The following is a 23,068-nucleotide window of genomic DNA, read 5'->3' as shown; positions in this document are numbered from 1 at the left end:
GACCACTTTCATTCGAGGATAGTTGCATGGATTCACTTTCACCTACCCCGCGGACCACCATCGGCCGCGGCCGCAACCGAGCTGTGGAGGACCGCGCCATCCTCCACGCCTTCCTCGAAGATGCACTGCTCGCCCACCTCGGCGTTGTAGCCCGCGACCACCCCGTAGTCCTCCCAACCGCCTTCGGCGTCGACCTGGAGGGGCCCGATGCCAGCGGCAGTCTGTACCTCCACGGTTCAGTCGCCGCGGGGTGGCTCGCGAAGGCCCTTGAGCGCGACGTGTGCGTCACGATCACCGAACTGGACGGGCTCGTCGCCGGCCGAAGCGCCTTTCACCATTCCATGAACTACCGAAGCGCCGTCGTCATAGGGCGTGCCCGTCTGGTGGACGACGCAGGGGAGCGCGAGCAGGCCCTCGCCGCGGTCGTGGACCACATGATTCCCGGACGGTGGGCGACACTGCGGCCGAGCACTCGCAAGGAACTCGCGGCTACTGCGGTCCTTGCGGTTCCGCTTGCCGAGGCATCCATGAAGCAGCGGTCCGGGGGTCCGGTCGACGAACCGGAGGACATCGCGGCGGGAGTGTGGGGCGGCCACATTCCTCTGCTTCGGAATGCGGGGCTTCCCGTGGGGGATGAGGACTCCCAAGGCCCGGTGCCGAGCGACGTCGCCGCGCGTGCAGCAGACTTGGCCTGCTAGCAGCCCTGGCCAGCTAGCGGACCTCGAGGGGCTGTGCGTCGGTGACCCGCGCGAGATCGCTGTAGGTGATCGAGAGCATCGACCGATGATCGCCGGCGCCCGCCCAGACGAGGGGGTACCGCCGCAGGTGCAGATCGATGACGGTCCGTAGCTTCTTGGGGTGACCGACCGGCGCTACGCCGCCCACGCGCTGCCCTGTGTGCGCGAGGACGAAGTCCGGCGAGGCCCGGCGGATCTTCCCGCCGCCGAGATGATCGCCGACGAGCCCCGTGTCGACCCGGGCTGCTCCGCTCGCGAGGATGAGCAGCGGCTCGCCGTCGAATTCGAAGACGAGGCTGTTCGCGATCGCGCCGAGCTCGCAGCCCAAGGCTCGGGCGGCCGCGGCGGCCGTCGGGACCTCGGCGTCGAGCGTGCGGACCGTCTCGGTCAGGCCTGCGGAGAGCAGGGCTCGCCGGACGCGGTCGACGGCGGCCCGGTCCCGACCCGGCTCAGTGGTCACCGGCACGCCAGAGGTCATCGATAACCCTGCGCGTCGAGGATCGCGTCCTCTTCCTCCTCGGCGGTGGGGCGTCGGCGCTTCTTGGGAGTGAACCGCGCCGCTCTCGCGGCAGCCTGGTCCGCCACGCGCTGGGCTTCGGCGTGGTCCCGCCCCTCCTCGTTGGCGGTCGCGGCAGCCTCGGCCGCCTCGGCGGCCGCATCGATCGCCTTGTTCCGCGCGTGCTGCCGAGCGGCATAGCCGAATCCGATGAACATGAGGACGCCGAACGCGAGCCACTGGAGCGCATACGAGAGGTGGGTCCCGTCGTCGGGCTGTGGCATGGGCAGGGCGGCTGGCGTCGTTGCAGCCGCAGGCGATTCGCTCGCCATGAGGCCGTACGCCCCGGTCTCAACGGGGTAGTGAAGCTGGCCCGCATAGGTGGGCAGGTTGATCTCGGCGAGCTGCCCGGCAGGCGCCCCCCGGTTGAGGCTCGCCTCGCTCGGCAGCAGGCGCACGACGACGGTCAGCTCGCCTGACGCGGGAGCCGGCACCGAGTCCGGCTTGCCCTGCTCCTTGTTGCCGATCGGCAGCCAACCGCGGTCCACGATGACGGTCTGGCCTGAATCGAGGCGCAGCGGCACGACGACCTCGTACCCGGGCTGGCCGTTGAGCGGGCGGTTCCGGACCACCCGCGTATCTGCCACGTCGTAGGTGCCATGCAGGCTGACCTGCTGCCATTCGTGGTCGGAGGAGAGCTGCTTGAACTGGTCCGCGACCTGATTGAACGGCACGGGCGTCGCGTTGTAGTTCCGGTTGACGAGGTCGATGACTGCCTGCGTCTCGGCGAGGCGCGACATCTGCCAGCGGCTCAGGAAGACGCACGCGACGGCGAACAGGATTGCAAGGCCGAGATAGGTGAGCCATTGACGTGAGAAGAGGAAGCGGTACACGTCAGTGGCCCTCATCCTGGCTCGTCACGGGTTCCGCATGCGGCACCGTCTCGATCCACAGGGATCGCGTCTTGAGGTAGTCCTCGAGCCAGTCCCGATGCTCGCCGCACGCGAGCCAGACCTTCCGTCGTTCTGGGGTGTGGATGCGGGGATTGTTCCAGAGCAGCTCCCAGCTGGCGGGGGCGCGGCATCCCTTGCGCGAGCAGATCGCGAATTCCTGCTCACCGCCTGGCAGCATTCCCAGCAGGTTCACCCGTTCTTCTCCTCCTTGCCAACGCTCTCGTCCTGAGCGCTCGGCGCCTCGTGGGCCGTTCCGCCGTCGTCTGTCCGGGCGTCCTCGTCCGTTCCGTTCACTACTTCTCCCGTAAGGACGACGCCGTCCTCGGTTACCCTGCCATAGCCACCTTCGAGTTCGGCCAGGGGAGGGGCGTCGAGGAGACCCTCGCTCGTCGTATCCGCCTTGTCCTGCGCGTTCGCGATGACGACCGCGACCCACGGGAGGAAGACCGCGCCCGCGACTGCCACGAGCTTGAGCCAGCCGTCGAGGAAGAAGAGCGCAACGATACAGACCACACGGATACCCATGGCGGTGGCGTAGCGGACCATGCGTTTGTGCATGTCAACGCTGTGGGCCTCGGCCGCCGTCGTGATGCTGTGGACCTCTGGATCCTCGGAGGATCGCTCGTCCCGCGGGCCGTCACCGGTCCCGTCAGTCAATGGCTTCATCATTCTCCCAGTCGATCCATTGTCCCACTGGGCAACCGACCGGGGCTAATCCGTTCGCGCTTGCCGAGGGCGGATGACGCACCGTAAGCGGCGCGGCGGTCGTGTGGCGGCTAGGATCCTACACAGACAACGGCAGTCGGACGCCGGCGCGCCCCGTCGCTTCCGTCCCACACGCTGCCGGATCACCGACCCCTCGAAGGAGCACCGTGAGCACGGAAGCCCACACCCCGCGCAGCGTCCTCGTCACCGGAGGAAACCGCGGCATCGGACTCGCCATCGCGAAGGCGTTCGCCGCCATAGGCGACAAGGTAGCGGTCACCTGCCGCACGCCGACCGAGCTCCCCGAGGGCATCCTCGGTGTTCAGGCCGACGTGACGGACGAGGCGTCGATCGACAGGGCGTTCACCGAAGTCGAGGCCGCGCACGGACCCGTCGAGGTGCTTGTTGCGAATGCCGGAATCACGAAGGACACCCTTCTCCTGCGCATGAGCGAGGATGATTTCACTTCGGTCCTCGACACGAATCTCACGGGCGCGTTCCGGGTCATCAAGCGGGCTTCGAAAGGCATGATCCGGCTGCGCCGCGGCCGGGTGATCCTGATCTCGTCCGTCTCGGGCCTGTACGGCGCCCCCGGTCAGATCAACTACTCGGCCTCGAAGGCGGGCCTTGTGGGCCTCGCGCGCTCGTTCACCCGCGAGCTAGGCTCGCGGGGCATCACGGCTAATGTCGTGGCGCCCGGCTTCATCAAGACCGACATGACTGCCGAGCTCCCAGACGAGACGCAGAAGGAGTACCTCTCACGTGTCCCCGCGGGGCGGTTCGCCGACGCGGACGAGGTTGCGAACGTGGTCCGCTGGATCGCGAGCAGCGAGGCCGCCTACATCTCGGGTGCCGTCATTCCGGTCGACGGCGGCCTGGGCATGGGCCACTGACCGGCTGACTGACTGAGAACTCGACGCAAGGAAGGAACGACATGACAGAGCAGGGCACGGCGCAGGGCGCGCCGCTCGCGGGGAAGACGGCGATCGTCACGGGGTCATCACGGGGCATCGGGGCATCGACGGCAAAGATCCTCGCAGGCGAGGGAGCCGCCGTCGTCATCAACTATCGCCAGAAGGCGCCGCGAGCGAACAAGATCGTTGCGGAGATCGAGGCCGCAGGGGGGCGCGCGCTCGCAGTGGGCGGCGACCTCACGAACGCGGACGACGTCGAGAAGCTCGCCCAGGCCGCGATCGACGGGTTCGGCTCGCTCGACATCCTCGTTCTGAACGCCTCCGGCGGCATGGAGAGCGGACTCGGCGAGGACTACGCCTTGCGCCTCAACCGCGACGCGCAGGTCGCGATGCTCAAGGCGGCGGTGGAGCGCATGCAGCCGGGTTCACGCGTGGTCTTCGTCACAAGCCACCAAGCCCACTTCATCGACTCGGTTCCCACGATGGACGCGTACGAGCCTGTCGCGCGCTCAAAGCACGCGGGGGAACTCGCGCTGCGGGAGCTTCTCCCGTGGCTCGAGGAGAAGGGCATCACGTTCGTCGTGGTCTCGGGCGACATGATCGAGGGCACGATCACCGCGACGCTCCTCGAGCGCGCGGCTCCGGGTGCCATTGAGTCCCGACGGGAGGCTGCGGGCAAGCTGTACTCCGTCGACGAGTTCGCCGCGGAGGTCGCCAAGATGGTCACCGCCGATGTGCCCAGCGGTCACACGGAGTTGGTCGGAGGGGCCGAGCACTTCACCGGCTGATCCCGCCCCCACTGAGATCCCGGTCCCTTGGCGCCAGCTTAGACGGTATGGAGTAACCGCCTTTCGTGGGTGGTTGCGGGCCGGGGCCTCGCTCACGCAGATTCGTGGGTTACCGAGCAGAGTCCCCTGCTCGGCCTATCCGACATGCGTGGGAGGTCCCGAATCTTCTATGTCGCGTCAAGCTGCTGCGAGTGCGTCGCGGTGGAGTGCGTTGAGGGTGCGGTAGAGGTGGCGGGCGAGGTATCTCTTGAGGCAGCGACGGATCTCGCGTGTGGTTCTGCCTTCGGCTGTGCGTCGTTCGGCGTAGGCACGGCTGTCGGGATCGTGGACCATTCGGGTGATGGTGGCCATGTGCAGGGCCCGGTTGAGGCGTCTGTCGCCTCCTCGGTTGAGCCGGTATCGGACGATGTTCCCGGAAGAAGCCGGGACGGGGCTGACCCCGGCAAGAGTGGCGAAAGCGGCCTCGGAGCGGACCCTCCCGAGGTGTGACCAGGCGGTGTAGACCACGGCGGCGGTGACCGGTCCTATGCCGGTCATCTCCAGCAGGGGCGCGGCGGGGCTAGCCTTGACGAGCTCGGATGTGCAGTGCTGGTTGTCCGCGAGCTCCTCGTCCAGAACGCGGATTCGTTTGGCAAGGCGGACCGCCTCCGTCCGGGCGGTGGCAGCCGCGACGCCCTCTTCCCGTGCCCGCCATCGCGCCATCTCCGTGACCTGGGTGGCTGAGAGGGGCCGGCGGGCGTCGATCCCGAGGTCGACGGTCCGGGCCAGGGCAGTGAGTGCGTTGACCTTGGCCGTGCGCTCGAGCGTCATCTGCTCCCTTGCCGCGATGAGCACTCGCAGGGCAGCGCGCACGCCCTCATCCTGGCGTGGGATACGCAGGCGGGTGCCCTCGAGCGGGAGGGCTGCGGCCGCGATCGCGGCCGCGTCCAGCGGATCGGATTTCCCTGTGGTGGTTCGTGAGCGAACGTAGCCCCTGGGGGCTTCCACAGCCTCGAAGCCGGCCTTCACGACTGCCGCTGCGAGCTGGGCTCCATAGCTGCCGATTCCCTCGATGACCCAGAGTGCGTCTGCGTCTCCTCCCGTGCGGCGGGCCGCCCAGTCGAGGGCCCTCCGCATGCCCGCCGCGGTGGCCGGGAATTGCTGGCAGCCGAGCTGTTCACCGGTCGCCGCGCGGACCATGGCAAGGGTGTGGGTGCGGGCGTGGGTGTCCACGCCGATGACGAACGGGCGCGTCTGTGCGACAGTAGTCTTCGCGGCCACGGGGTTCCTTCCTCGAGTAGGGGCAGATGCTTCTGGCCGCGGCGCGGCCGGCGTCGGCCCGGGTGAAGGTCACTCCGAGGCATTCCTGTGATGGGCCACGGCCCCGCAGGGGTCGGGCAGTCTTCTGATCAAGCCATCGGTGTGGGCCGGGCGGGCGCCGGGCACCAACCCCATGGCTGGACAATTCGGGGCGAAGGCCTATGAAGGGGCCAGTGTTCATTCGAGTCACAGCCGAGGAGAAGGCGTCCAGCACCTACCCTGCCAGCCGGTCCCGGACCAGCCGCTCCAAGACTCACAGGTGTTCATTGAGCGTACGAGTGTTGGGCTGGATGTGCACGCCCGGTCGTTCGCGGCGGCAGCGATCGACGGCGACACAGGCGAGCTGGTCCAGGCCCGGCTTTCCCCGTCCTACGAGGCGGTGAAGTCATGGCTCGCCGGCCTGCCGGGCCCGATGTCAGCGGCCATGAGATTCTCCCCATTGGCGGCCAGATAGTTCCCCGCTGACGGCCAGTTCTTTCTCCCCGTCCACGGCCAGTTGTTCTCCCCGGGTGCGGGATTCCTTCCGCCGGTCGTGGTGATGATCGCGGATGAAGAGCAACGAGGAGATCATGGAGATTCTTGAGGCGTATGACCTCACCGGCAGCTACCGTGCCGCGGCGGAGCTCGCGGGGTGTGACCATCACACGGTGGCCAGGTATGTGAAGCTGCGGGCTGCCGGAGGGCCGGATCGCGAGAAGGGGCAGCGGGCCAGGCCGATCGACGGGTTCCTGCCGAAGATCGAAGAACTCGTCGAGCGCTCGGGAGGCCGGGTCCGGGCGGATGTGGTCCATGAGCGGCTGGTCGCGATGGGGTTCGCCGGCGCGGAGAGGACCACGAGGCGCACGGTCGCGGAGGCCAAGGCGCAGTTCGCGGCGGGGCGGCGGCGCGTGTTCCGCCCCTGGATCGTCGAGCCTGGGCTGTGGCTGCAGTGGGACTACGGATGGGGGCCGAGGATCGGGGGCCGGGCGACGCTGCTGTGGTGCGCGTGGCTGGCGTGGTCGCGGTTCCGCGTCGTGATCCCGATCTGGGACAAGAGCCTGCCGACGGTCGTGGCGTGCATGGATGCCACGCTGCGCAGGATGGGCGGGGTCCCGGCGTTCGCGCTGACCGACAACGAGCGCACCGTGACCGCCGACCACATCGCCAGGGTCGCGGTGCGCAACCCGCAGATCGTGGAGATGGGCCGCCACTACGGGATGACCGTGCGCACCTGCGTTCCCGCCGACCCGCAGTCCAAGGGCGGCTCGGAGTCCACGGTGCGGATCTCGAAGGCGGATCTGGTGCCCACGGCGGCGAACCTGCTCGAGGAGTACCGCACCTTCGGGCAGTTGGAGAAGGCGTGCCACGATTTCTGCGACGAGGTCAACGCCCGCCCGCACCGGGAGACACGGCAGGCGCCGGCGGCGATGCTCGCTGCGGAGCGGGAGCGGCTGCATCTGCTTCCGAAGGCGCCGTTCACGGTGGTGTTCGGGACCACCCGCCGGGTGAACTGGGACGCGACCGTGTCGATGAACGGGGTCCGGTACTCGGTCCCGCACGAGCTGGCCAACACCAGGGTCTGGGTGCGCGAGGCGGGCGAGGAGGTCATCGTCACCTCCGTGGCCGAGCGCGGGGAGGCCCGCGAGGTGGCCCGGCATGCGACCGGGCGTCCCGGGACCCCAGTCCTGGACGACGCGCACTACCCGCCCCGGGCGGATGAGGCCGCGGACCGGCAGCCCAGGGCGACCACCCCGGAGGAGGCAGCGTTCCTGATGCTCGGCGCGGGTGCCAAGGCGTGGCTGGTCGAGGCCGCCGCCGCGGGAGCCAGGCGGATCCGCGCGAAGATGGCCGAGGCCGTCGCGTTCGCCAAGCTCTACGGCACCGACCAGGTCGACCGGGCCCTGGGCACGGCCGCGACGACGGGCAGGTTCGCCGACAGGGACCTGGTCTCGATCCTGGGCTACCAGGCCGGGCTCGCCCACGTGGAGCCCTCCCGGGCCTCCGAGGCCCATTCCCTCCAGCCGGGCACGGGCGGCTGGGGCCGCCTCGATGGCTCAGAGCCCGCCGCCGCCGACATGACGGGCGAGGAGGAGGGCCGGTGACGATCACAACGATGCAGACCGTGGTCGCCCGCGCCCACGGCGACCCGCTGGCCGAGGCCCTGGAGCTGACCCGCCGGCTGAAGCTGCCCCACATGCGCAAGGCGCTCACGGACCTGATCCCCACCGCGAAGGCCCAGCGCTGGGACCCGGCCGAGCTCGTGCGGGTCCTGCTCGCGGAGGAAGTCGCCGGCCGCGACCGCGCCAACCTGATCACCCGCCGCAAATCCGCCGGCTTCCCGGCAGGGAAGACCTTCGGCGACTGGGACGAGGAGCTCTCCCCGATCCCGCGCCCGACCCAGGAAGCACTCAAGTCCCTCGAATGGGTCCGCCGGCGGGAGAATCTCGCGATCTACGGGCCGTCGGGGACTGGGAAGTCGCACTTCTGCGAGGCGCTCGGCCACGCGGCAGTCGAGGCCGGCATGATCGTGTCCTGGTTCGGGATCGAGGATCTCGGCGCCCTGGTGCGCAAGCACCGCGCCGACGACTCCATCGCCCGGGCCCTGACCAGGGTCGTGCGCAGCGATCTGATCATCGTGGACGACATAGGCCTGCTCCCGGTCTCCCCAGACGCCGCCGAGGGGTTCTACCGCCTCGTGGACGCCGCCTACGAGCGCCGGGCGATGGCGGTCAGCTCGAACCTCGCCCCGGCCGGATTCGACGAGATCATGCCCAAGACCATCGCGACCGCGACGGTGGACAGGTTCATGCACCACGCCCACCGGGTCGAGACCAAGGGCGAGTCCTACCGCCTCGCCCAAGCCGCCTCCGGCAAGGGGGTGACGCCCTTCCGCTGACCCGACAGACAGTCCAAACCCGAACCGGGGAATCAACTGGCCATACGTGGGGAGGAAAGATGGCCGCCACCGGGGAGAACAACTGGCCGTCCACGGGGAAAACCAACTGGCCGTTGACAGCCCGATCGCCGTAGTCTACGAAGCCGGCCCGACGGGGTTCGGACTTGCGAGGGCCTTGACCTCACAGGGAGTCAGGTGCGTGGTCGCCGCACCGTCGAAGCTCCAGCGGCCATCGGGAGACCGTGTCAAGACCGACGCCAGAGACGCGGTGCACCTGGCCAGGCTGCTGCGCCTGGACGAGATCACTCCCGTGGCGGTCCCGACCATATCCCAGGAGTCCGCGCGTGATCTGGTGCGGGCCAGGGAGGACTGCCGTGGGGACCTGATGCGCGCTCGGCACCGGCTCTCGAAGCTGCTGCTGCGCCACGGGATCGTCTACGAGGGTGGGGACGCCTGGACCGGCGCCCACGATGCCTGGCTGCGGAAAGAGGCCGCTCTGCAGCTGGGGTCCACGGCTACCCGGACGGCCTTCGACTCCGGCTACGAGGCCGCCCTCGCCACGAAGTCCCGTCGTGGCCGGCTCGACTCCGCGATCGAAGAGCTGGCCGCCGAGAGCGAGTTCGCACCCGTCGTGCGCCGCCTGGGCTGCCTGCGCGGTGTGAGCACCCTGACCGGTTTTGCCCTCGCAGTGGAGATCGGGGACTGGCACCGGTTCACCGGGGCTACGATCGGCTCCTTCGTCGGACTCACCCCGTCCGAGCACTCCTCGGGCTCCTCCCGCGCCCAAGGACCGATCGCCAAGACCGGCAACTCCCACGTCCGCCGGCTCCTGGTCGAAGCGGCTTGGCACCACAGGGCCCGCTACACCGTCGGGAAGACCATGCTCGACCGGTGGGATCTGGCCCCCGCCGCCGCGCGGGTCCGGGGCGATGAGGGCAACCGTCGCCTGCACGCCCGATGGGTGAAGTTCCTCGAGCGCCGCAAGCGCCCCACCGTCGCGAACGTCGCGATCGCTCGCGAGCTCGCCGGCTGGTGCTGGTCCCTGGCCGTCATGGACGACGACTGAGCCCCCGCTGACTGCTTCGCCCGGGGTTGGGTGTTGGCGGCAGCGCGTGGAGCCACCCGCGAGAGTTCTATGAGCAGGGCCGAAGGCCTCACGCTCGTTCTTAGACACGCGGACCGGCTCCAGCCGAACCACCGTCCTGCGGTAGCCAACCCGCGCATATCAGTGTGACCGCGCGTCGCCCAATGACACGCTCGACCAACACCCCCCGCTCGCGAAGCAGCGAGGCGCCGCCGGGAAACCTCCCGACGGCGCCTCACCATGCCCACTTGACAGCAGGCCACTCCATATCAGAAGTGGCCGCTCGTCAGGCGAGATCTGGCCACTCGTCACCCGAGACCTGCCCCCTCGTCGAGGAAGATCTGACTCCTCGACGAGTGGCCACTTCTTTCCCGACGAGTGGGCACTTCTTTCCCGACGAGTGGCCAGTTCTTTCCCGACGAGTGGCCAGTTCTTTCCCGACGAGTAGCCACTTCTTTCCCGACGAGTGGCCAGTTCTCGTCACACCGCGGCGAAGTGCCGCACAACATCGAGGTAGGGGAGGTCGATGGCGGCGTCGGCCGCCGCGCGCACCGCGGGCTTCGCATGGAATGCCACCCCAAGACCAGCAGCTCCGAGCATGTCGAGGTCGTTCGCGCCGTCGCCCACTGCGATGCATGCCTCGAGCGGGACGTCCCGCTTGGAAGCCCAGACGCGGAGGCTCTGCTCCTTCACAGCCCGGTCAACGACCTCTCCGACAACCCTGCCGGTGAGCCGGCCATCCACGATCTCGAGCTCGTTCGCCCGCCAGAAGTCGAGCGAAAGCCGCTCGGCCAGGGGCGCGAGGATCTGGTTGAAGCCGCCGGAGACGACCGCCACGGCATGTCCCGCGGAATGATAGGCGGCAACAAGCTCGGTCGCGCCCGGCGTCAGCAGGACCGCCTCCCGAACCCTGTCGATGACCTCGACCGGCAGGCCTTCAAGGGTCCGCACGCGAGCGTGGAGGCTTTGCGCGAAGTCGAGTTCGCCGCGCATCGCGGCCTCAGTCACAGCTGCCACCTCGGCGCGTTTGCCCGCATGTTCGGCGAGGAGTTCGATGACCTCCTGCTGGATGAGCGTGGAATCCACGTCCATGATGAGGAATTTTCGATCGGCTTCGCGGACTTCCGCCGGGACGAGCGCTGCTTCCGCCTCGGCGAGTGCCGCGAGGGCCTCACGGGCCTCAGGGAGGTGGGCGTCGTCGAGCTCGACGACGGCGGTCAGGACCTGGTAGCGACTGTCGCCCGACGCCACGAATTCCCCTACGGACGCGCCGAACGGGGCAAGGAGCTCGGCGGCCGCGGCTCCGGCCTGCGGCAACAGCGTGCGGGCAGACAGGACCAAGGCGAAGCGGGATGGCATAGGCCAGATTCTATCGACCCCAAGCGCGGTTCGCCCACGGCGGAAGTCTGCAATAGTGTCTACTTCCATGAACGATGTACTCCAGCTATCCGGCGTGAGCGTGGTCCGCGGCGCCAAATCGCTGCTCGACGGCGTCGACTGGAAGGTCCGCGAGGGGGAGCGCTGGGTAGTTCTGGGGCCGAACGGTGCGGGCAAGACCACCCTTCTGCAGCTTGCTGCGGCGCGGATGCACCCCACCCGGGGCACGGTCCAGATCCTCGAAGAGACCCTCGGCCGGGTGGACGTGTTCGATCTGCGCCCGCGGATCGGCCTCGCCTCGGCCGCCCTCGCAAACCAGATCCCGGAGCATGAGAAGGTGCTCAACGTCGTGGTGACCGCTGCCTATGGCGTGACGGGCCGGTGGCGGGAGGCCTACGAGAAGGACGACGAGCGCCGAGCCTTCCGGCTCCTCAACGAGTGGGGCATGGGCCCTCTTCTGGGCAGGGTCTTCTCCACGCTGAGCGAGGGTGAGCGCAAGCGCGTCCAGATCGCCCGCGCCCTCATGACGGACCCTGAACTGCTCCTGTTGGACGAGCCCGGGGCAGGGCTCGATCTCGGCGGCCGTGAGGAGCTTGTCTACAAGCTCAGTGAGCTTGCCCAGGACGAGTTCGCTCCCGCGTTGGTGCTCGTGACGCACCACCTCGAAGAGGTGCCACCCGGCTTCACCCACGCCCTGCTTCTGCGCGATGGGCGAGTAGTTGCCGAAGGGGAGATCGACGGTGTCTTGACCGAGGAAAACCTGAGCGAGACGTTCGGGTTGCCGCTCGACGTCGCGGCGAATGGCGGTCGTTACACCGCTGTCCGGCGGGCAACCGCCGGCGCTGCCGTCTGATCGTGAATATCTGGGGAGACCTGCTCGTCTTCGTCGCTGGTCTTTGGGCTGGAACGATCAACACCATCGTCGGTTCGGGTTCACTCGTGACCTTCCCCGTCCTTGTCGCGCTGGGCTACCCGCCCGTCAACGCGATCATCTCGAACGCGATGGGCCTCGTGGCTGGCGGCTTCTCCGGGGCTTGGGGCTACCGGCGCGAGGCCGCCAGCTCGTGGCGCACTTTGGTGCGGCTCCTGCCAGTCTCCTTCGTGGGCGGCCTTCTGGGCGCGATCCTCTTGCTCCACCTGCCGGAGAGCGTCTTCGGCTTCGTTGCGCCCGTGCTGGTGGTCGTTGCGATCCTGCTTGTCATCTTCCAGCCGCGTCTTGCGGCATGGGCGAAGCGGCGTCAGGCGCTCACCAACGTGACCCCCGAAGAGGCTGACCACCAGAAGCTGCCGCTGATCCTTTACGTGCTGGTGTTCGTCATCGGGGTGTACGGCGGGTACTTCACGGCCGCCCAGGGAGTCCTGCTGATGGCGGTGCTCGGGATCTTCTTCCATGGCACTCTCCAGCAGGCGAACGCGGTGAAGGTGATCCTGAGCCTCGTCGTGAACCTCATCGCAGCGGTTTCGTACCTGCTGCTGGCGTTCGACAGGATCAACTGGCTAGTCGTGCTGCTGATCGCGGTTGGTTCGCTTCTTGGCGGGTTCCTGGGGGCCGGTATCGGTCGGCGGATGTCGCCGACCGTCCTTCGCGTTGTGATCGTGGTTCTCGGCGTCGTCGCGCTCATCAACCTCCTCGGGAAGCTTGTGGCGTGAGCGTCGTCCGCATTGAGGGGGCGGATGATCCGCGGGTAGCCGACTACACGAGTCTGACGGACGTGCACCTCCGGAAGGTCCGGGAGCCAGCCGAGGGTCTGTACATCGCCGAATCGTCGCGCGTGCTCCGGCGCGCGTTGGAGGCTGGCCATAAGCCGCGTTCGTTCTTTCTCGCAGAGAAGTGGCTCGATGGCCTCGCAGACGTGCTGGACAGGTTTCCGGACGTGCCGGCCTTCGTCGGGGCGCCCGAGCTATTAGAGGAGATCACCGGCTTCCATCTCCACCGGGGTGCGATGGCAGCGATGCACCGTCCCGCGCCGGTTCCGGTCGAGGATTTGCTTGCCAAAGCCCACCGCGTCCCCGTTCTCGAAGACACCGAGGACCACACGAACGTCGATGGTTACAAAGCACAAGAGCCTGATCGCCCTCGTCGGCCGGGGCGTTCGAGAATCGGAGTGCTCGAGGACTTGACCGATCATACAAACGTCGGGGCCGTCTTCAGATCAGCTGCGGCGATCGGAGTCGATGCCATGCTGGTGACGCCGCAGTGTGCGGACCCGCTGTACCGCCGCTCCATCCGGGTCTCGATGGGCACAGTCTTCCAAGTGCCGTGGTCGCGGATCGACCCGTGGCCGCAGGGGATCCAGCAGCTGAAGGAAGCGGGCTATTTCGTGGCAGGCATGTCCCTGGGGGCGGGGGCCATCACCCTTGATGAGCTGGTGGCCCAGGATCATCAGAACCTGGTGCTGGTCTTCGGGACCGAGGGAGACGGGCTCAAGCCCGAGACCGATCGGCTGCTCGACGCGAGGGTGACCATTCCGATGATGAACGGCGTGGACTCGCTTAACGTCGCTGCCGCGTCTGCTGTGGCCTTCTACGCGGCGAGGTAGTCAGAAGCTCCCCTGGTGCCGGCTGCTTCTCTTCTAATTCCGGATCGCCGGCCGATGCAGACTGATACAAAGTCACAGACTTCAAGAGCACGATCGTGACCTGAATCATGGTCCTCTCCGACGATCGGCATCCGCCCCGACAGTGAGTCAGCCTCTCCAGGAGACACGGACGCCACATTATCGGCACCCGTAGTCACCGGGGACCATGCCGCCGCGTCTCAGTGGAAGATGTTGGCAAAATACGTGTTAATCCTGACACTGGGCTCGAAAACTCCGTGTTTCAACAATTGAAATAAGCAGAACTCAGGTGTTTGCGAACGGCACTTAGGTTCTGAATGCAGTCCACGGTCCGCACATTCAGTCGTATGGTTCCCGGCAATCTTCATGTAAATCCAGAATAGTTTCCCGGTCACATGTTGACAGGACCACCCCTGTGGGAGAGGGTCGGGGCACTGCGGTTGGCAGATAGTCGCGGTGTCAGAGGAGGGCTTGATCTTCTTGTCAAGGGACGTGCGACATTCACATTTAAAATGGAAAAGGGGAATGATGAAAACGAAGAAGGTGATGACCGGGCTTGACTGACCGGTGTACTTGCGACGACTGGGGCCGCGGCTGCCAATGCTTGGACCCAGTACCCGAATGAAGGCGGTACCTGGAATTACGGCTACGGGGGACGACATCGAATGCTCAAAGCTCTTGTGAGGCTCACGTCCTTTGGGATCGCCATATTTCTTTCGATCCTGTCCGGAATCGTTATCTCAACCTCTGAAAGTGCGTTTCCATGGCGCACAGATTTCATTGCCAGCCTCGACTTCACCCACAGTCAGGTGTCAAAAGACGCGGTTATCTCGGAACTCGACTCGCACGCCGACACGTCAGGTCTGCGGATCGCAAAAGTAGTGGCCGATCCAAATGACTTCTTCAATTCCCGCTCCCTCTACGTCTTCGGGCATGGCGGCCCCTCTGAACCGCAGGACATCGATTGGTTCAAGCCAGGCATGCACGGCCAGTTTCGGCCGGCACGCGATTTCGGATCCGCCTCCCTCAACGGGCCCTATGTCTACTCAGGGAGTCATGAGGCGGTAACCGAGTTCGTCGCGTAGTTGGATGCGCACGGTGTCGGCCGAAACGTCATCGCCAAGGACCAGGTGGAGATCCTCGGGCAGGCACTTGCGGAGACGGGCGCTTGGCTGACCTTCCTCACATGCGTCCTTCTGCTCGCGGCGACCGTGATCACTTGGTATGTGCTCCGGGCGAGAGCGCGAGCGCTCAAAGTCCTGAACGGGGCACCTATCCCGAGGATCGTCCTGGCAGACCTGGCATCTCTTGTCATGTCTTTCGCGCCACCTGCGCTTCTAGGCGTTGCGGTTTCCGTGGCTGTGATCGTGATCCAGGGCAAGGCGTCCCATCTGCCGGAGTTCCTCCTCACGCTCGGCGCGCTCCTTACGACAGCCGTTGCCGGGATGATGATGTCGGCGCTTGGCGTCGGCTCCATGACGTGGCCGAGCGTCGACGGCATCGCCTCGCGTGAGCCTCCCGAAAGGCAATTCCGTTCAGGAGGCGAGGCCCTGAAGGCGGCGACGCTAGTGCTGGTTGCCGTGATACTTCCCGTCTTGGGCGCATCTATTGCTCAGGCGGGGAATCTTTCGAATCAGCAGGCCAAGTGGCAGGTGCTCAAGGACAACGTGGCGCTGCGACTTTCGGGGGCTGGAAGCGAGGAAGAGTTCGCCCGCTACGAGAGACCTCTGCGCGACATGGTCGCCTCGGCTTCAGGGGCCGGGAAGCTAACCTTCTCGTACGCCTTTGCACCCCGGGACAACGACCGGCCCGAACGAGTGGACCGTAAGGATCTCGGGGAATTCGACGGTGTCGTCCTGGTCAACCCGGATTACCTTCGTAGGATTTCGCCGTTGATCGGATCCGATGCATCCGATGCCCAACTGCTTGGCACCGTGGGGGAAAGACTCGGCTACGAGACGCTTCCCCAATCTGTCCAGGAAAGCTGGAGCGAGCAGTTCCGCGTGATGAACCGGGCAGGGCGAAGCCTGGAAGGGCTGACTGAAGGCCTCCGATACTACCGCTACACCGGCCAAGAGGATTTCCCCGCCCAGATCCCTGTGCCCGGAGAAATTGCACAGTTCCGGAATCCGCTGATCATCGTGGCAGACCAGCCGGCCGAGGCCTTCACGGATGGCAACATCGACGCGTTCCTCTCATCCGGGAACATCACGTTCACCGATTCCGCGTGGGTCAGAGACTATCTCCAGTCATCGCCGCTCTCTGTTGCAGTTCTCTCCGTCGACCGAATCGCCGACGCGGCGCTCTACAACAGCCAACTACAGAATCAGTCGGCCGGGCTCAAGACGCTCTCGTTCGTCCTGGTGCTGCTAGCACTCACGATGAGCATCGCAGTGTCGGCCATGGTCTACGCCATCTCGAGGAACAAGCGGCTCTTCGTCCAGCGCACGGTCGGATGGCCCCGGCTCAAATCCCTCGCACGCCGACTCGCATGGGAGGCCGCGCTCGCTGCGACGGTGGCCGTGGGCATGTTCTTCGCCCTAGGTGGAGCGAAGAGGCCGGAAGTCCTGTGGACCCTGACCGGCATACCGCTCTATCTGGCAATCTCAGCAGCCCTGCACGTCGTCTTCGCCAAAAGCGTCTTCTCGAAGACACTGGCCCGCAGGGCCTGACGCTGCGACTTCCTGAAAGGAGATTCCGTTGAAAATCACGGCAGAGAACATCACCGTCACGATCGCCGGCCACGAGGTCCTCGACCAGCAGAGCATCACCGCCACGCCGGGAATCGCACTTGCCCTCATCGGCCCCAGCGGATCCGGCAAGACCACGCTGCTCAACGTGCTCGGCCTCCTTCGGCGAGTGGACGGTGGGAAGGTCTTCGTCGGCAGCCAGGACGCTACCCAATGGGACGACCGCCATCGTCGGAAGTTCTGGCAGCAGCACGCAGCCTTCGTCTTCCAGGACTATGGACTCATCGACGAGGAGTCCATCGCCTACAATGTGGCGCTTTCGAAGCTTCCCCTGTTCCGTCTTCCGCCCACTCAACGGGCAGCGGTCGAAGAAATCCTTGAACAGTCGGCCTGGAGGGTCGGTCAGCCCACAAAGTCTCAACCCTTAGCGGGGGCGAGAAGCAGCGAGTCGGCCTGGCGCGGGCGATGTTCCGCTCCGCCGACGTCATATTCGCCGACGAGCCGACCGCCTCCCTGGACCTTGAGAACCGGAACCTCGTGACCAACTTCCTGCTCGAAGAAGCAGCACATGGTGCTACCGTCGTCGTTGCCACCCACGATGAGGCCCTCATGAGAGCCTGTCATCAGCGTCTGAGCCTAGCCCAGCCACTCTGATCGCCACGGATTCTTAGCCCTGCTGCTCCCGGAGGCTGCGGTCCTCGGACGCGACGTACCCGAACATCTGGGCGAGCCGCGAGCCGTACCGGACATGCTAAAATTCATGGCTGGCCCTCCAATCGGTGGGCGTTCACACCTGGCCTCTGGCAAAATCCAGAGCCCTAGCAAAGGTCCCATTGTGAAGTCTGATATCCACCCCAAGTACGCGCCGATCGTCTTCAACGATCTCGCGTCCGGCACCAAGTTCCTGACCCGCTCCACGGCGACCTCGGACAAGACGATCGAGTGGGAGGACGGCAACACCTACCCGGTCATCGACGTCGAGATCTCCTCTGAGTCGCACCCCTTCTACACGGGGAAGCAGCGCATCATGGACTCCGCGGGCCGCGTCGAGCGCTTCAACGCGCGCTTCAAGAATTTCGGCAAGAAGGCCTGATCAAGCCCTTGCTGTAGGGAAGGCGTCGCCCAGAAGGGCGGCGCCTTCAGTCTTTCCTGGGCTGTTTCTCCCCGAGTTGTCGTGCCCAGTCCGTCTCCATGACTGGACTAGGCTTGTCGGGTGGCTGAACATCACGGCGAGTACAAAGTGCCGGGCGGCAAGCTCGTCGTCGCTGACCTGGAGACCGACGACGGCGTGATCACCCGGGCGAGTATCAACGGGGATTTCTTCCTCGAGCCGGACGAGGCGCTCGCCGACATCAACGAGGCGCTCCTGGGTCTTTCGGCTGAGGCACCGAACGTGGCGATCACTGCGGCTGTGCATGAAGCCGTGGACGGATCCGCGGTCATGTTCGGCTTTGACCCCGCCGCTGTCGCGGTCGCGGTTCGCCGCGCCCTCGGCCATGCAACGACGTGGTCGGACCACGAGTGGGAAGTGATCCCTCCGACGGCCCTGCCGATCACTGAGCAGGTCGCCTTGGACGAGGTGCTCACCCGCGAGGTGGGGGAGGGACGGCGCAGGCCCACCCTCCGCTTCTGGGAGTGGGACGAGCCCTCCGTAGTCATCGGCACGTTCCAGTCCTACCGGAATGAGGTGGATCCGGAGGGGGTGGCCCGGCACGGCATCACGGTCGTGCGGAGGGTCAGCGGCGGTGGAGCGATGTTCATGGAGGCCGGAAACTGCATCACCTATTCGCTCTACCTGCCCACGTCGCTCGTCGACGGCCTCTCATTCGCCGATTCCTATCCATTCCTCGACGCGTGGGTGATGGAGGCTCTGGCCTCCGTAGGCGTCAAAGCCTTTTACAAGCCCCTCAACGACATCGCTACCGAGGAGGGCAAGATCGGCGGTGCGGCCCAGAAGAGGTTCGGCAATGCCGCGATGCTCCACCACGTGACCATGAGCTATGACATCGACGCCGCCAAGATGACCGAGGTCCTGCGTATAGGCCGCGAGAAGATCTCGGACAAGGGAATCGCGAGCGCCAAGAAGCGAGTTGATCCGCTCAAGCGTCAGACCGGATTGGATCGCAAGGACCTTCTCGAAGCCATGATCAGAACTTTCGAGCAGCGCTATGGGGCCCTGCGCACTGAGCTTTCGCCCGATTCGCGAGAGGCTGCCCGACGCCTCGCCGCGTCCAAGTTCGGCACAGAGGCGTGGCTTTACCGAGTGCCCTAGGAGCATACCGTTCGCGGGAGCCGCTTCACGTCCTCTGGGAGCGGGACTGGGCCACAAGGGCACGGCGCAGGTGGTCGCGTTGTTCGACGAGGATGCGCCGCAGCGCCTGCGGAGCATCGACATGTTGGGCGAGCCATGAATCGGCGAGCTTCAGCACGCCGTCGTCACCCGGGCTGCCGTCCGGCCCGAGGTCGCTGTCCGGGAAGAAGCCTGTCACAATCCTGCTGGCTAGTTCATTGGACTTCTCGGCCCATACCTCCTCCAGAGAGGAGAAGTAGGCGTCGAGGTACCGCCGCCTCAGCTCCTTCGGACCGAGCCCGAAGCCCTCGATCGTCGCTTTGAGGAGCTCATTGGAGAGGTCGTCGCGCTCAACGACGGCTCTCCACGCTTCCGCCTTGGCCTCTGGTGTGGGGCGCGCAGCGAGGGCGAGGCAATAGCCCACTCGTCCGCGAGCCGTCGCGTCCCGCGCGAGTTCGGCTTCCAGATCCGACTCGTCGGCCGCGCCCTGAGCGGCCATGGCCTGCCACAGAGACCAGCGCAGGTCAGCGTCGGCCGCAATGCCTGGAATGCCGCCGTCGTCCTCGAGGAGGGAACGCACGAGCTCGAGCTCCCCACCCCCGTACCGGCTGCCGCGCGCGAGGGCACGGGCCCACGCAAGCTGCTCGTCGGATCCCGGAGCGGCCCGTTTGAGATGCTCGCCAACGGCAGCGAGGTACTCTCCCCGCAGTGCCTCCCGCTCCGCCAAGGATGCATAGCGTTCGATTGCGGTCCGGGCATTGTCGAGCACTGTGAGGAGGACTCCGATGGTCGACTCGGACGGCCCGAATCGTGCAACTGAGCGGACGTAGTGGCGAGCTGGCGATTCACCGTCGCGCACCTCATGCCACAGGGCCGTCCAGCACAAGGCGCGTGCGAGCGGGTCCGCGATGTCTCCAAGGGAATTGCGGACAGTCTGCTCTGACTCCGGATCGAGACGGACCTTGGCGTACGTGAGGTCCTCGTCATTGACCAGGATCAGGTCAGGAAAGGTGAGCCCGGAGAGGTCGGGGACTTCCGTAAGCTCGCCCGCCTGGCCGGCAGCGACCTCGACGTCGACCGAGTGCGTGCGGACGATCTTGCCGTCAGAGTTCCGCGAGTAGAGACCGACGCGGAGCCGGTGCGGGCGCGGCACGGATGTGCCGGTCGCAGGGTCGACTGCCGTCTGCCGCACCGCCACCCGGGCGAGGCGGGCGCCGTCGTACTCAACCTCGGGCGCGAGCAGCGGTAGCCCCGCCGTCTGGAGCCAAGCAGCCGCCCATGCTTCCATCGGTTTGCCGGACGCGCGGCCCAACGCGTCGAGGAGGTCCGTGAGCGTGGTGTTCCCGTAGGCGTGCTTCCCGAAGTACTCTCGGGCCGCGACGAAGAACGCTTCCTCGCCGACGTAGGCGACGAGCTGCTTGAGGACTGAAGCCCCCTTCGCGTAGGTGATGCCGTCGAAGTTCTGCTCCGCAGCTTCGAGATCCGGAACGTCAGCCACGATTGGGTGGGTCGTCGGGAGCTGGTCCTGCACATAGGCCCACGCCTTGCGACGATTCGCGAAATTCACCCACGAGGTATCCCAATCTGTCGCCCTTTCCACGGCGAGAGTCCCCATGAATTCGGCGAAAGACTCCTTGAGCCACAGGTCGTCCCACCACCGCATCGTGACGAGGTCACCGAACCACATGTGGGCCATCTCGTGAAGGAGCGTGTTGGCCCGGCCCTCGTATTGCGAGTCAGCCGCTCGCGACGCAAAGACATACTGCTCGGTGAAGGTCACGATCCCAGGGTTCTCCATCGCGCCGAGGTTGTACTCCGGTACGAACGCCTGCTCGTACTTGCCCCAGGGATAGGCCGGAGAGAAAACCGAGTGGTAGAAGTCGAGACCGCGCTTCGTGAGCCCAAAGATGCGCTCGGCGTCGAAATGCTCGGCGAGCGAAGCGCGGCAGTAGGCGGCGAGCGGCACGGTGAGCGGGGCGCCGTCGTCCGCGCTACCAACCCACACGTCTTGGGCCCGATGATAGGGGCCGGCGACGACGGCGGCTACATAGGTGGAAATCGGCGGGGTCGGTGCGAAATCCCAGCGGCCGACGGCGGGATCCTCACCTTCGGCGTGCAGCTTCGCTTGCGTGACAGCAGGACCGTTGGCAGTGACAACCCACTGCGCCGGGGCCAGGATCGTGAAGGCGATCGACGCTTTGAGGTCCGGCTGCTCGAAGTTCGCGAAGTAGCGCCGAGCGTCGGCGGGTTCACACTGGGTGTAGAGATAAGTCAGTCCGTCAGCGGGGTCGACGAAGCGGTGCAGCCCTTCGCCGCTCCGGCTGTACCGGGCGTGTGCCGTCACCTCGAGACGATTTCGGTCCTCGAGTCCATCCAGCCGGATCCGCGCTCCGTCGTATACGTCCGACTCCTCAAGCAGCCGACCATTGAGGACGACGGTCGAGACCCTCTCGCCCACGAAGTCGGCGAACGTGGATGATCCGGGGACAGCGCTGAAGTCAATCACACTGGTGGTTTCGAACGTCGCGCTGCCCGGATCCTCGGCAGCGCGGAGATCAAGGGTCACGTGGTACGACTCAACGTTGAGCAGCCGAGCACGCTCGGCTGCCTCGTCACGACTCAGGTTCTCGTTCGACACGCGGCCATTCAACCACGCCCCTCCGACAAGCCAAGGGTGCGGGAAGGCGGAGACAAGCCGAATATGCATGGGCCGCCAATTGGTGAAAAGCTGTCCCCTATGTCTGATCTCTTCGAGGACTACGCTGTCGCTGCCGCCCGGACGGGCGCATACGACGAGATGTTCGACCCCGATCAGGTGGCACGCCCCACGTACCGCCAGCTTGAGGGAGCGCTCGCTAGCCTCGATCTCGCAGACGTCAGTTCCCGTGCCGATTCGATGGCTCGAACGTTCCTGGACCGGGGCGTCACGTTCGATTACGCGGGGGAGGAGCGGCCTTTCCCGCTTGACATCGTGCCGCGGGTGATCTCGGCAGGCGAATGGAACGTCCTCGAACGCGGGGTGGCCCAGCGAGTGCGGGCGCTTGAGGCGTTCCTCAACGACGTCTACGGCAAGATGTCTGTGGCATCGGACGGCGTGGTGCCGCGGCGCATCATCACCTCCAGCAAGCACTTCCATCGTCAGGTCCACGGTTTCGAGCCGGCGGGCGGCGTGCGGGTGCACATCTCGGGCATCGACGTAGTGCGCGACGGCGCTGGCACATTCCGGGTTCTCGAGGACAACGTCCGCGTGCCGTCGGGGGTGAGCTATGTGCTCGAGAACCGACGAGCCATGGCGAAGGGCCTTCCCGAGGCGTTCAGCCAGCAGCGCATCCGGCCGGTCGAGGAGTACCCCCGGCGCCTCCTCTCGGCGCTGCGCCGGACCGCGCCCGCGGGCGTCGACGAGCCGACCGTCGTCGTGCTGACGCCCGGCGTGTTCAACTCGGCCTACTTCGAGCACACGCTGCTGGCCGGACTCATGGGCGTCGAACTCGTCGAAGGACGCGACCTCATCTGCCGGGGGAACCGCGTGTACATGCGGACGACGGCGGGCGAGCAGCGCGTCGACGTCATCTACAAGCGGATCGACGATGATTTCCTCGATCCGCTCCAATTCCGCTCCGACTCGATGCTCGGCTGCCCGGGCCTCGTCAACGCGGCTCGAGCCGGCGGCGTAACCATAGCGAACGCCGTCGGCAACGGCGTGGCGGACGACAAGCTCGTGTACTCCTACGTTCCCGATCTCATCCGGTACTACCTCGGAGAGGAGCCGATGATCGCGAATGTCGACACCTTTCGGCTCGAGGAGCACGAGGCGCGCGAGGAGGTCCTCGACCGGCTCGACGAACTTGTCGTGAAGCCGGTCGACGGGTCCGGTGGGAAAGGCCTCGTCATCGGCCCGGATGCGAGCGGTGAGGAGCTCGAGACGCTCCGCCGCCGACTCATCGAAGACCCCCGCGGCTGGATCGCGCAGCCGGTGCTTCAACTCAGTACGGTGCCGACCCTGAGCGGCGACAAGTTCGGGCCGCGCCACGTCGACCTGCGTCCCTTCGCAGTGAATGACGGCGACGACGTGTGGGTTCTCCCCGGCGGCCTCACCCGCGTCGCGCTCAAGGAGGGCAGCCTCATCGTCAACTCGAGTCAGGGCGGCGGGTCCAAGGACACGTGGGTGCTCGCCCAATCGCGGAACGTGCCGATCGAGGCTGAACCGCGCCACTCGATCAGCATCCGGGAGCGCACGAGCGTCTGGCCGGTTGAGAGCAGCTGGCGGGACCGGCAGGCGGAACAGCAGCAGTGATCGCACCC

The 23,068-nt window shown here is 66.3% G+C and carries 22 protein-coding genes and 2 pseudogenes; 17 read left to right on the top strand and 7 right to left on the bottom strand.

Annotated elements, in window-relative coordinates; all coding sequences use genetic code 11:
- Positions 1-26: 26 nt before the first annotated feature.
- The gene (locus L0M17_RS10810) at positions 27-698 is read left to right on the top strand and encodes a pyridoxamine 5'-phosphate oxidase family protein (protein WP_241053960.1); all 672 of its coding nucleotides are present in this window, start codon (positions 27-29) and stop codon (positions 696-698) included.
- Between the two features lie 13 nt (positions 699-711).
- Here the strand turns inward: L0M17_RS10810 and L0M17_RS10805 are convergent, their stop codons facing one another.
- From L0M17_RS10805 to L0M17_RS10790, 4 genes are read right to left on the bottom strand one after another with little or no spacing between them, the layout of a single operon-like run.
- Positions 712-1,215 carry a YbaK/EbsC family protein gene (locus L0M17_RS10805; RefSeq protein WP_241053959.1) on the bottom strand — a complete coding sequence of 168 codons (504 nt, stop codon included), beginning with the start codon at positions 1,213-1,215 and terminating at the stop codon, positions 712-714.
- Positions 1,212-2,126, bottom strand: a complete 915-nt coding sequence (locus L0M17_RS10800; RefSeq protein WP_241056410.1) for an SURF1 family cytochrome oxidase biogenesis protein — start codon at positions 2,124-2,126, stop codon at positions 1,212-1,214. The genes L0M17_RS10805 and L0M17_RS10800 overlap by 4 nt, the downstream gene beginning before the upstream one ends.
- A gap of 1 nt (position 2,127) precedes the next feature.
- Entirely contained in the window at positions 2,128-2,364 is a 237-nt protein-coding gene (locus tag L0M17_RS10795; RefSeq protein ID WP_241056409.1) for a hypothetical protein, read from the bottom strand.
- Positions 2,365-2,375: 11 nt separating this feature from the next.
- A complete protein-coding gene (locus tag L0M17_RS10790; protein WP_372498010.1) occupies positions 2,376-2,855 on the bottom strand; it encodes a DUF3099 domain-containing protein in 480 nt (159 codons plus the stop codon).
- Between the two features lie 203 nt (positions 2,856-3,058).
- On the opposite strand from L0M17_RS10790, the gene L0M17_RS10785 reads away from it, so the two are divergent.
- Together L0M17_RS10785 and L0M17_RS10780 are read left to right on the top strand one after the other, a co-directional pair.
- Positions 3,059-3,784 carry a beta-ketoacyl-ACP reductase gene (locus L0M17_RS10785; RefSeq protein WP_241053958.1) on the top strand — a complete coding sequence of 242 codons (726 nt, stop codon included), beginning with the start codon at positions 3,059-3,061 and terminating at the stop codon, positions 3,782-3,784.
- Between the two features lie 41 nt (positions 3,785-3,825).
- A complete protein-coding gene (locus tag L0M17_RS10780; protein WP_241053957.1) occupies positions 3,826-4,593 on the top strand; it encodes an SDR family oxidoreductase in 768 nt (255 codons plus the stop codon).
- A gap of 177 nt (positions 4,594-4,770) precedes the next feature.
- Here L0M17_RS10780 and L0M17_RS10775 read toward each other — a convergent pair whose 3' ends face one another.
- Positions 4,771-5,853 carry an IS110 family RNA-guided transposase gene (locus tag L0M17_RS10775; protein ID WP_241050952.1) on the bottom strand — a complete coding sequence of 361 codons (1,083 nt, stop codon included), beginning with the start codon at positions 5,851-5,853 and terminating at the stop codon, positions 4,771-4,773.
- A 298-nt stretch (positions 5,854-6,151) separates the two neighbouring features.
- Between L0M17_RS10775 and L0M17_RS10770 the strand changes: the two genes are divergently transcribed.
- From L0M17_RS10770 to L0M17_RS10755, 4 genes and pseudogenes are all read left to right on the top strand, one after another.
- Positions 6,152-6,346 carry a hypothetical protein gene (locus tag L0M17_RS10770; protein WP_241053955.1) on the top strand — a complete coding sequence of 65 codons (195 nt, stop codon included), beginning with the start codon at positions 6,152-6,154 and terminating at the stop codon, positions 6,344-6,346.
- A gap of 94 nt (positions 6,347-6,440) precedes the next feature.
- Complete coding sequence (gene istA, locus L0M17_RS10765; protein ID WP_290427278.1) at positions 6,441-7,973, top strand: IS21 family transposase; 1,533 nt, start codon at positions 6,441-6,443, stop codon at positions 7,971-7,973.
- A complete protein-coding gene (gene istB, locus L0M17_RS10760) occupies positions 7,970-8,767 on the top strand; it encodes an IS21-like element helper ATPase IstB (RefSeq protein ID WP_308196793.1) in 798 nt (265 codons plus the stop codon). Before istA ends, istB begins: the two co-directional genes overlap by 4 nt.
- A gap of 106 nt (positions 8,768-8,873) precedes the next feature.
- Positions 8,874-9,833: pseudogene (locus L0M17_RS10755) on the top strand (IS110 family RNA-guided transposase); the annotation flags it as partial.
- Between the two features lie 498 nt (positions 9,834-10,331).
- On the opposite strand, the gene serB reads toward L0M17_RS10755, so the two are convergent.
- Positions 10,332-11,210, bottom strand: coding sequence for a phosphoserine phosphatase SerB (serB, locus tag L0M17_RS10750; RefSeq protein WP_241053954.1), 879 nt, complete (start codon positions 11,208-11,210; stop codon positions 10,332-10,334).
- A gap of 67 nt (positions 11,211-11,277) precedes the next feature.
- Between serB and L0M17_RS10745 the strand changes: the two genes are divergently transcribed.
- From L0M17_RS10745 to lplAB, 9 genes and pseudogenes are all read left to right on the top strand, one after another.
- Positions 11,278-12,081, top strand: coding sequence for an ABC transporter ATP-binding protein (locus L0M17_RS10745; protein WP_241053953.1), 804 nt, complete (start codon positions 11,278-11,280; stop codon positions 12,079-12,081).
- A 2-nt stretch (positions 12,082-12,083) separates the two neighbouring features.
- The gene (locus tag L0M17_RS10740) at positions 12,084-12,878 is read left to right on the top strand and encodes a sulfite exporter TauE/SafE family protein (protein ID WP_241053952.1); all 795 of its coding nucleotides are present in this window, start codon (positions 12,084-12,086) and stop codon (positions 12,876-12,878) included.
- Positions 12,875-13,768, top strand: coding sequence for a TrmH family RNA methyltransferase (locus L0M17_RS10735; RefSeq protein WP_241053951.1), 894 nt, complete (start codon positions 12,875-12,877; stop codon positions 13,766-13,768). The genes L0M17_RS10740 and L0M17_RS10735 overlap by 4 nt, the downstream gene beginning before the upstream one ends.
- A gap of 698 nt (positions 13,769-14,466) precedes the next feature.
- On the top strand, positions 14,467-14,871 hold the full coding sequence (locus L0M17_RS10730) for a hypothetical protein (RefSeq protein ID WP_241053950.1): 405 nt from the start codon (positions 14,467-14,469) through the stop codon (positions 14,869-14,871).
- Entirely contained in the window at positions 14,872-16,458 is a 1,587-nt protein-coding gene (locus L0M17_RS10725; protein WP_241053949.1) for a bacteriocin-associated integral membrane family protein, read from the top strand.
- Between the two features lie 28 nt (positions 16,459-16,486).
- Positions 16,487-16,849: pseudogene (locus L0M17_RS10720) on the top strand (ATP-binding cassette domain-containing protein); the annotation flags it as partial.
- Positions 16,850-16,866: 17 nt separating this feature from the next.
- Positions 16,867-17,130 carry an ATP-binding cassette domain-containing protein gene (locus tag L0M17_RS22920; RefSeq protein WP_372498062.1) on the top strand — a complete coding sequence of 88 codons (264 nt, stop codon included), beginning with the start codon at positions 16,867-16,869 and terminating at the stop codon, positions 17,128-17,130.
- A 181-nt stretch (positions 17,131-17,311) separates the two neighbouring features.
- Positions 17,312-17,569, top strand: coding sequence for a type B 50S ribosomal protein L31 (locus L0M17_RS10715; protein ID WP_043128095.1), 258 nt, complete (start codon positions 17,312-17,314; stop codon positions 17,567-17,569).
- Between the two features lie 120 nt (positions 17,570-17,689).
- On the top strand, positions 17,690-18,748 hold the full coding sequence (gene lplAB, locus L0M17_RS10710; RefSeq protein ID WP_241053947.1) for a lipoate-protein ligase LplAB: 1,059 nt from the start codon (positions 17,690-17,692) through the stop codon (positions 18,746-18,748).
- Positions 18,749-18,773: 25 nt separating this feature from the next.
- On the opposite strand, the gene pepN is transcribed toward lplAB, so the two are convergent.
- Positions 18,774-21,404, bottom strand: a complete 2,631-nt coding sequence (pepN, locus tag L0M17_RS10705) for an aminopeptidase N (protein ID WP_241053946.1) — start codon at positions 21,402-21,404, stop codon at positions 18,774-18,776.
- A 99-nt stretch (positions 21,405-21,503) separates the two neighbouring features.
- Here pepN and L0M17_RS10700 point away from each other — a divergent pair, with 99 nt between their 5' ends.
- A complete protein-coding gene (locus tag L0M17_RS10700; protein ID WP_241053945.1) occupies positions 21,504-23,060 on the top strand; it encodes a circularly permuted type 2 ATP-grasp protein in 1,557 nt (518 codons plus the stop codon).
- Positions 23,061-23,068 lie beyond the last annotated feature (8 nt).

It is taken from the genome of Sinomonas terrae, assembly GCF_022539255.1.
In the GTDB taxonomy this organism is placed as follows: domain Bacteria; phylum Actinomycetota; class Actinomycetes; order Actinomycetales; family Micrococcaceae; genus Sinomonas; species Sinomonas terrae.
Note: the sequence above shows the minus strand (reverse complement) of the source record. Positions and strands in the feature narration are given on the sequence as shown.

Excerpts from the sequence above, each read along its gene's own strand:
- L0M17_RS10810 (WP_241053960.1), top strand. The coding sequence starts at position 27 with ATGGATTCACTTTCACCTACCCCGCGGACCACCATCGGCCGCGGCCGC.
- L0M17_RS10805 (WP_241053959.1), bottom strand. The coding sequence starts at position 1,215 with ATGACCTCTGGCGTGCCGGTGACCACTGAGCCGGGTCGGGACCGGGCC.
- L0M17_RS10795 (WP_241056409.1), bottom strand. The coding sequence starts at position 2,364 with ATGCTGCCAGGCGGTGAGCAGGAATTCGCGATCTGCTCGCGCAAGGGA.
- L0M17_RS10790 (WP_372498010.1), bottom strand. The coding sequence starts at position 2,855 with ATGATGAAGCCATTGACTGACGGGACCGGTGACGGCCCGCGGGACGAG.
- L0M17_RS10780 (WP_241053957.1), top strand. The coding sequence starts at position 3,826 with ATGACAGAGCAGGGCACGGCGCAGGGCGCGCCGCTCGCGGGGAAGACG.
- istA (WP_290427278.1), top strand. The coding sequence starts at position 6,441 with ATGAAGAGCAACGAGGAGATCATGGAGATTCTTGAGGCGTATGACCTC.
- serB (WP_241053954.1), bottom strand. The coding sequence starts at position 11,210 with ATGCCATCCCGCTTCGCCTTGGTCCTGTCTGCCCGCACGCTGTTGCCG.
- L0M17_RS10745 (WP_241053953.1), top strand. The coding sequence starts at position 11,278 with ATGAACGATGTACTCCAGCTATCCGGCGTGAGCGTGGTCCGCGGCGCC.
- L0M17_RS10700 (WP_241053945.1), top strand. The coding sequence starts at position 21,504 with ATGTCTGATCTCTTCGAGGACTACGCTGTCGCTGCCGCCCGGACGGGC.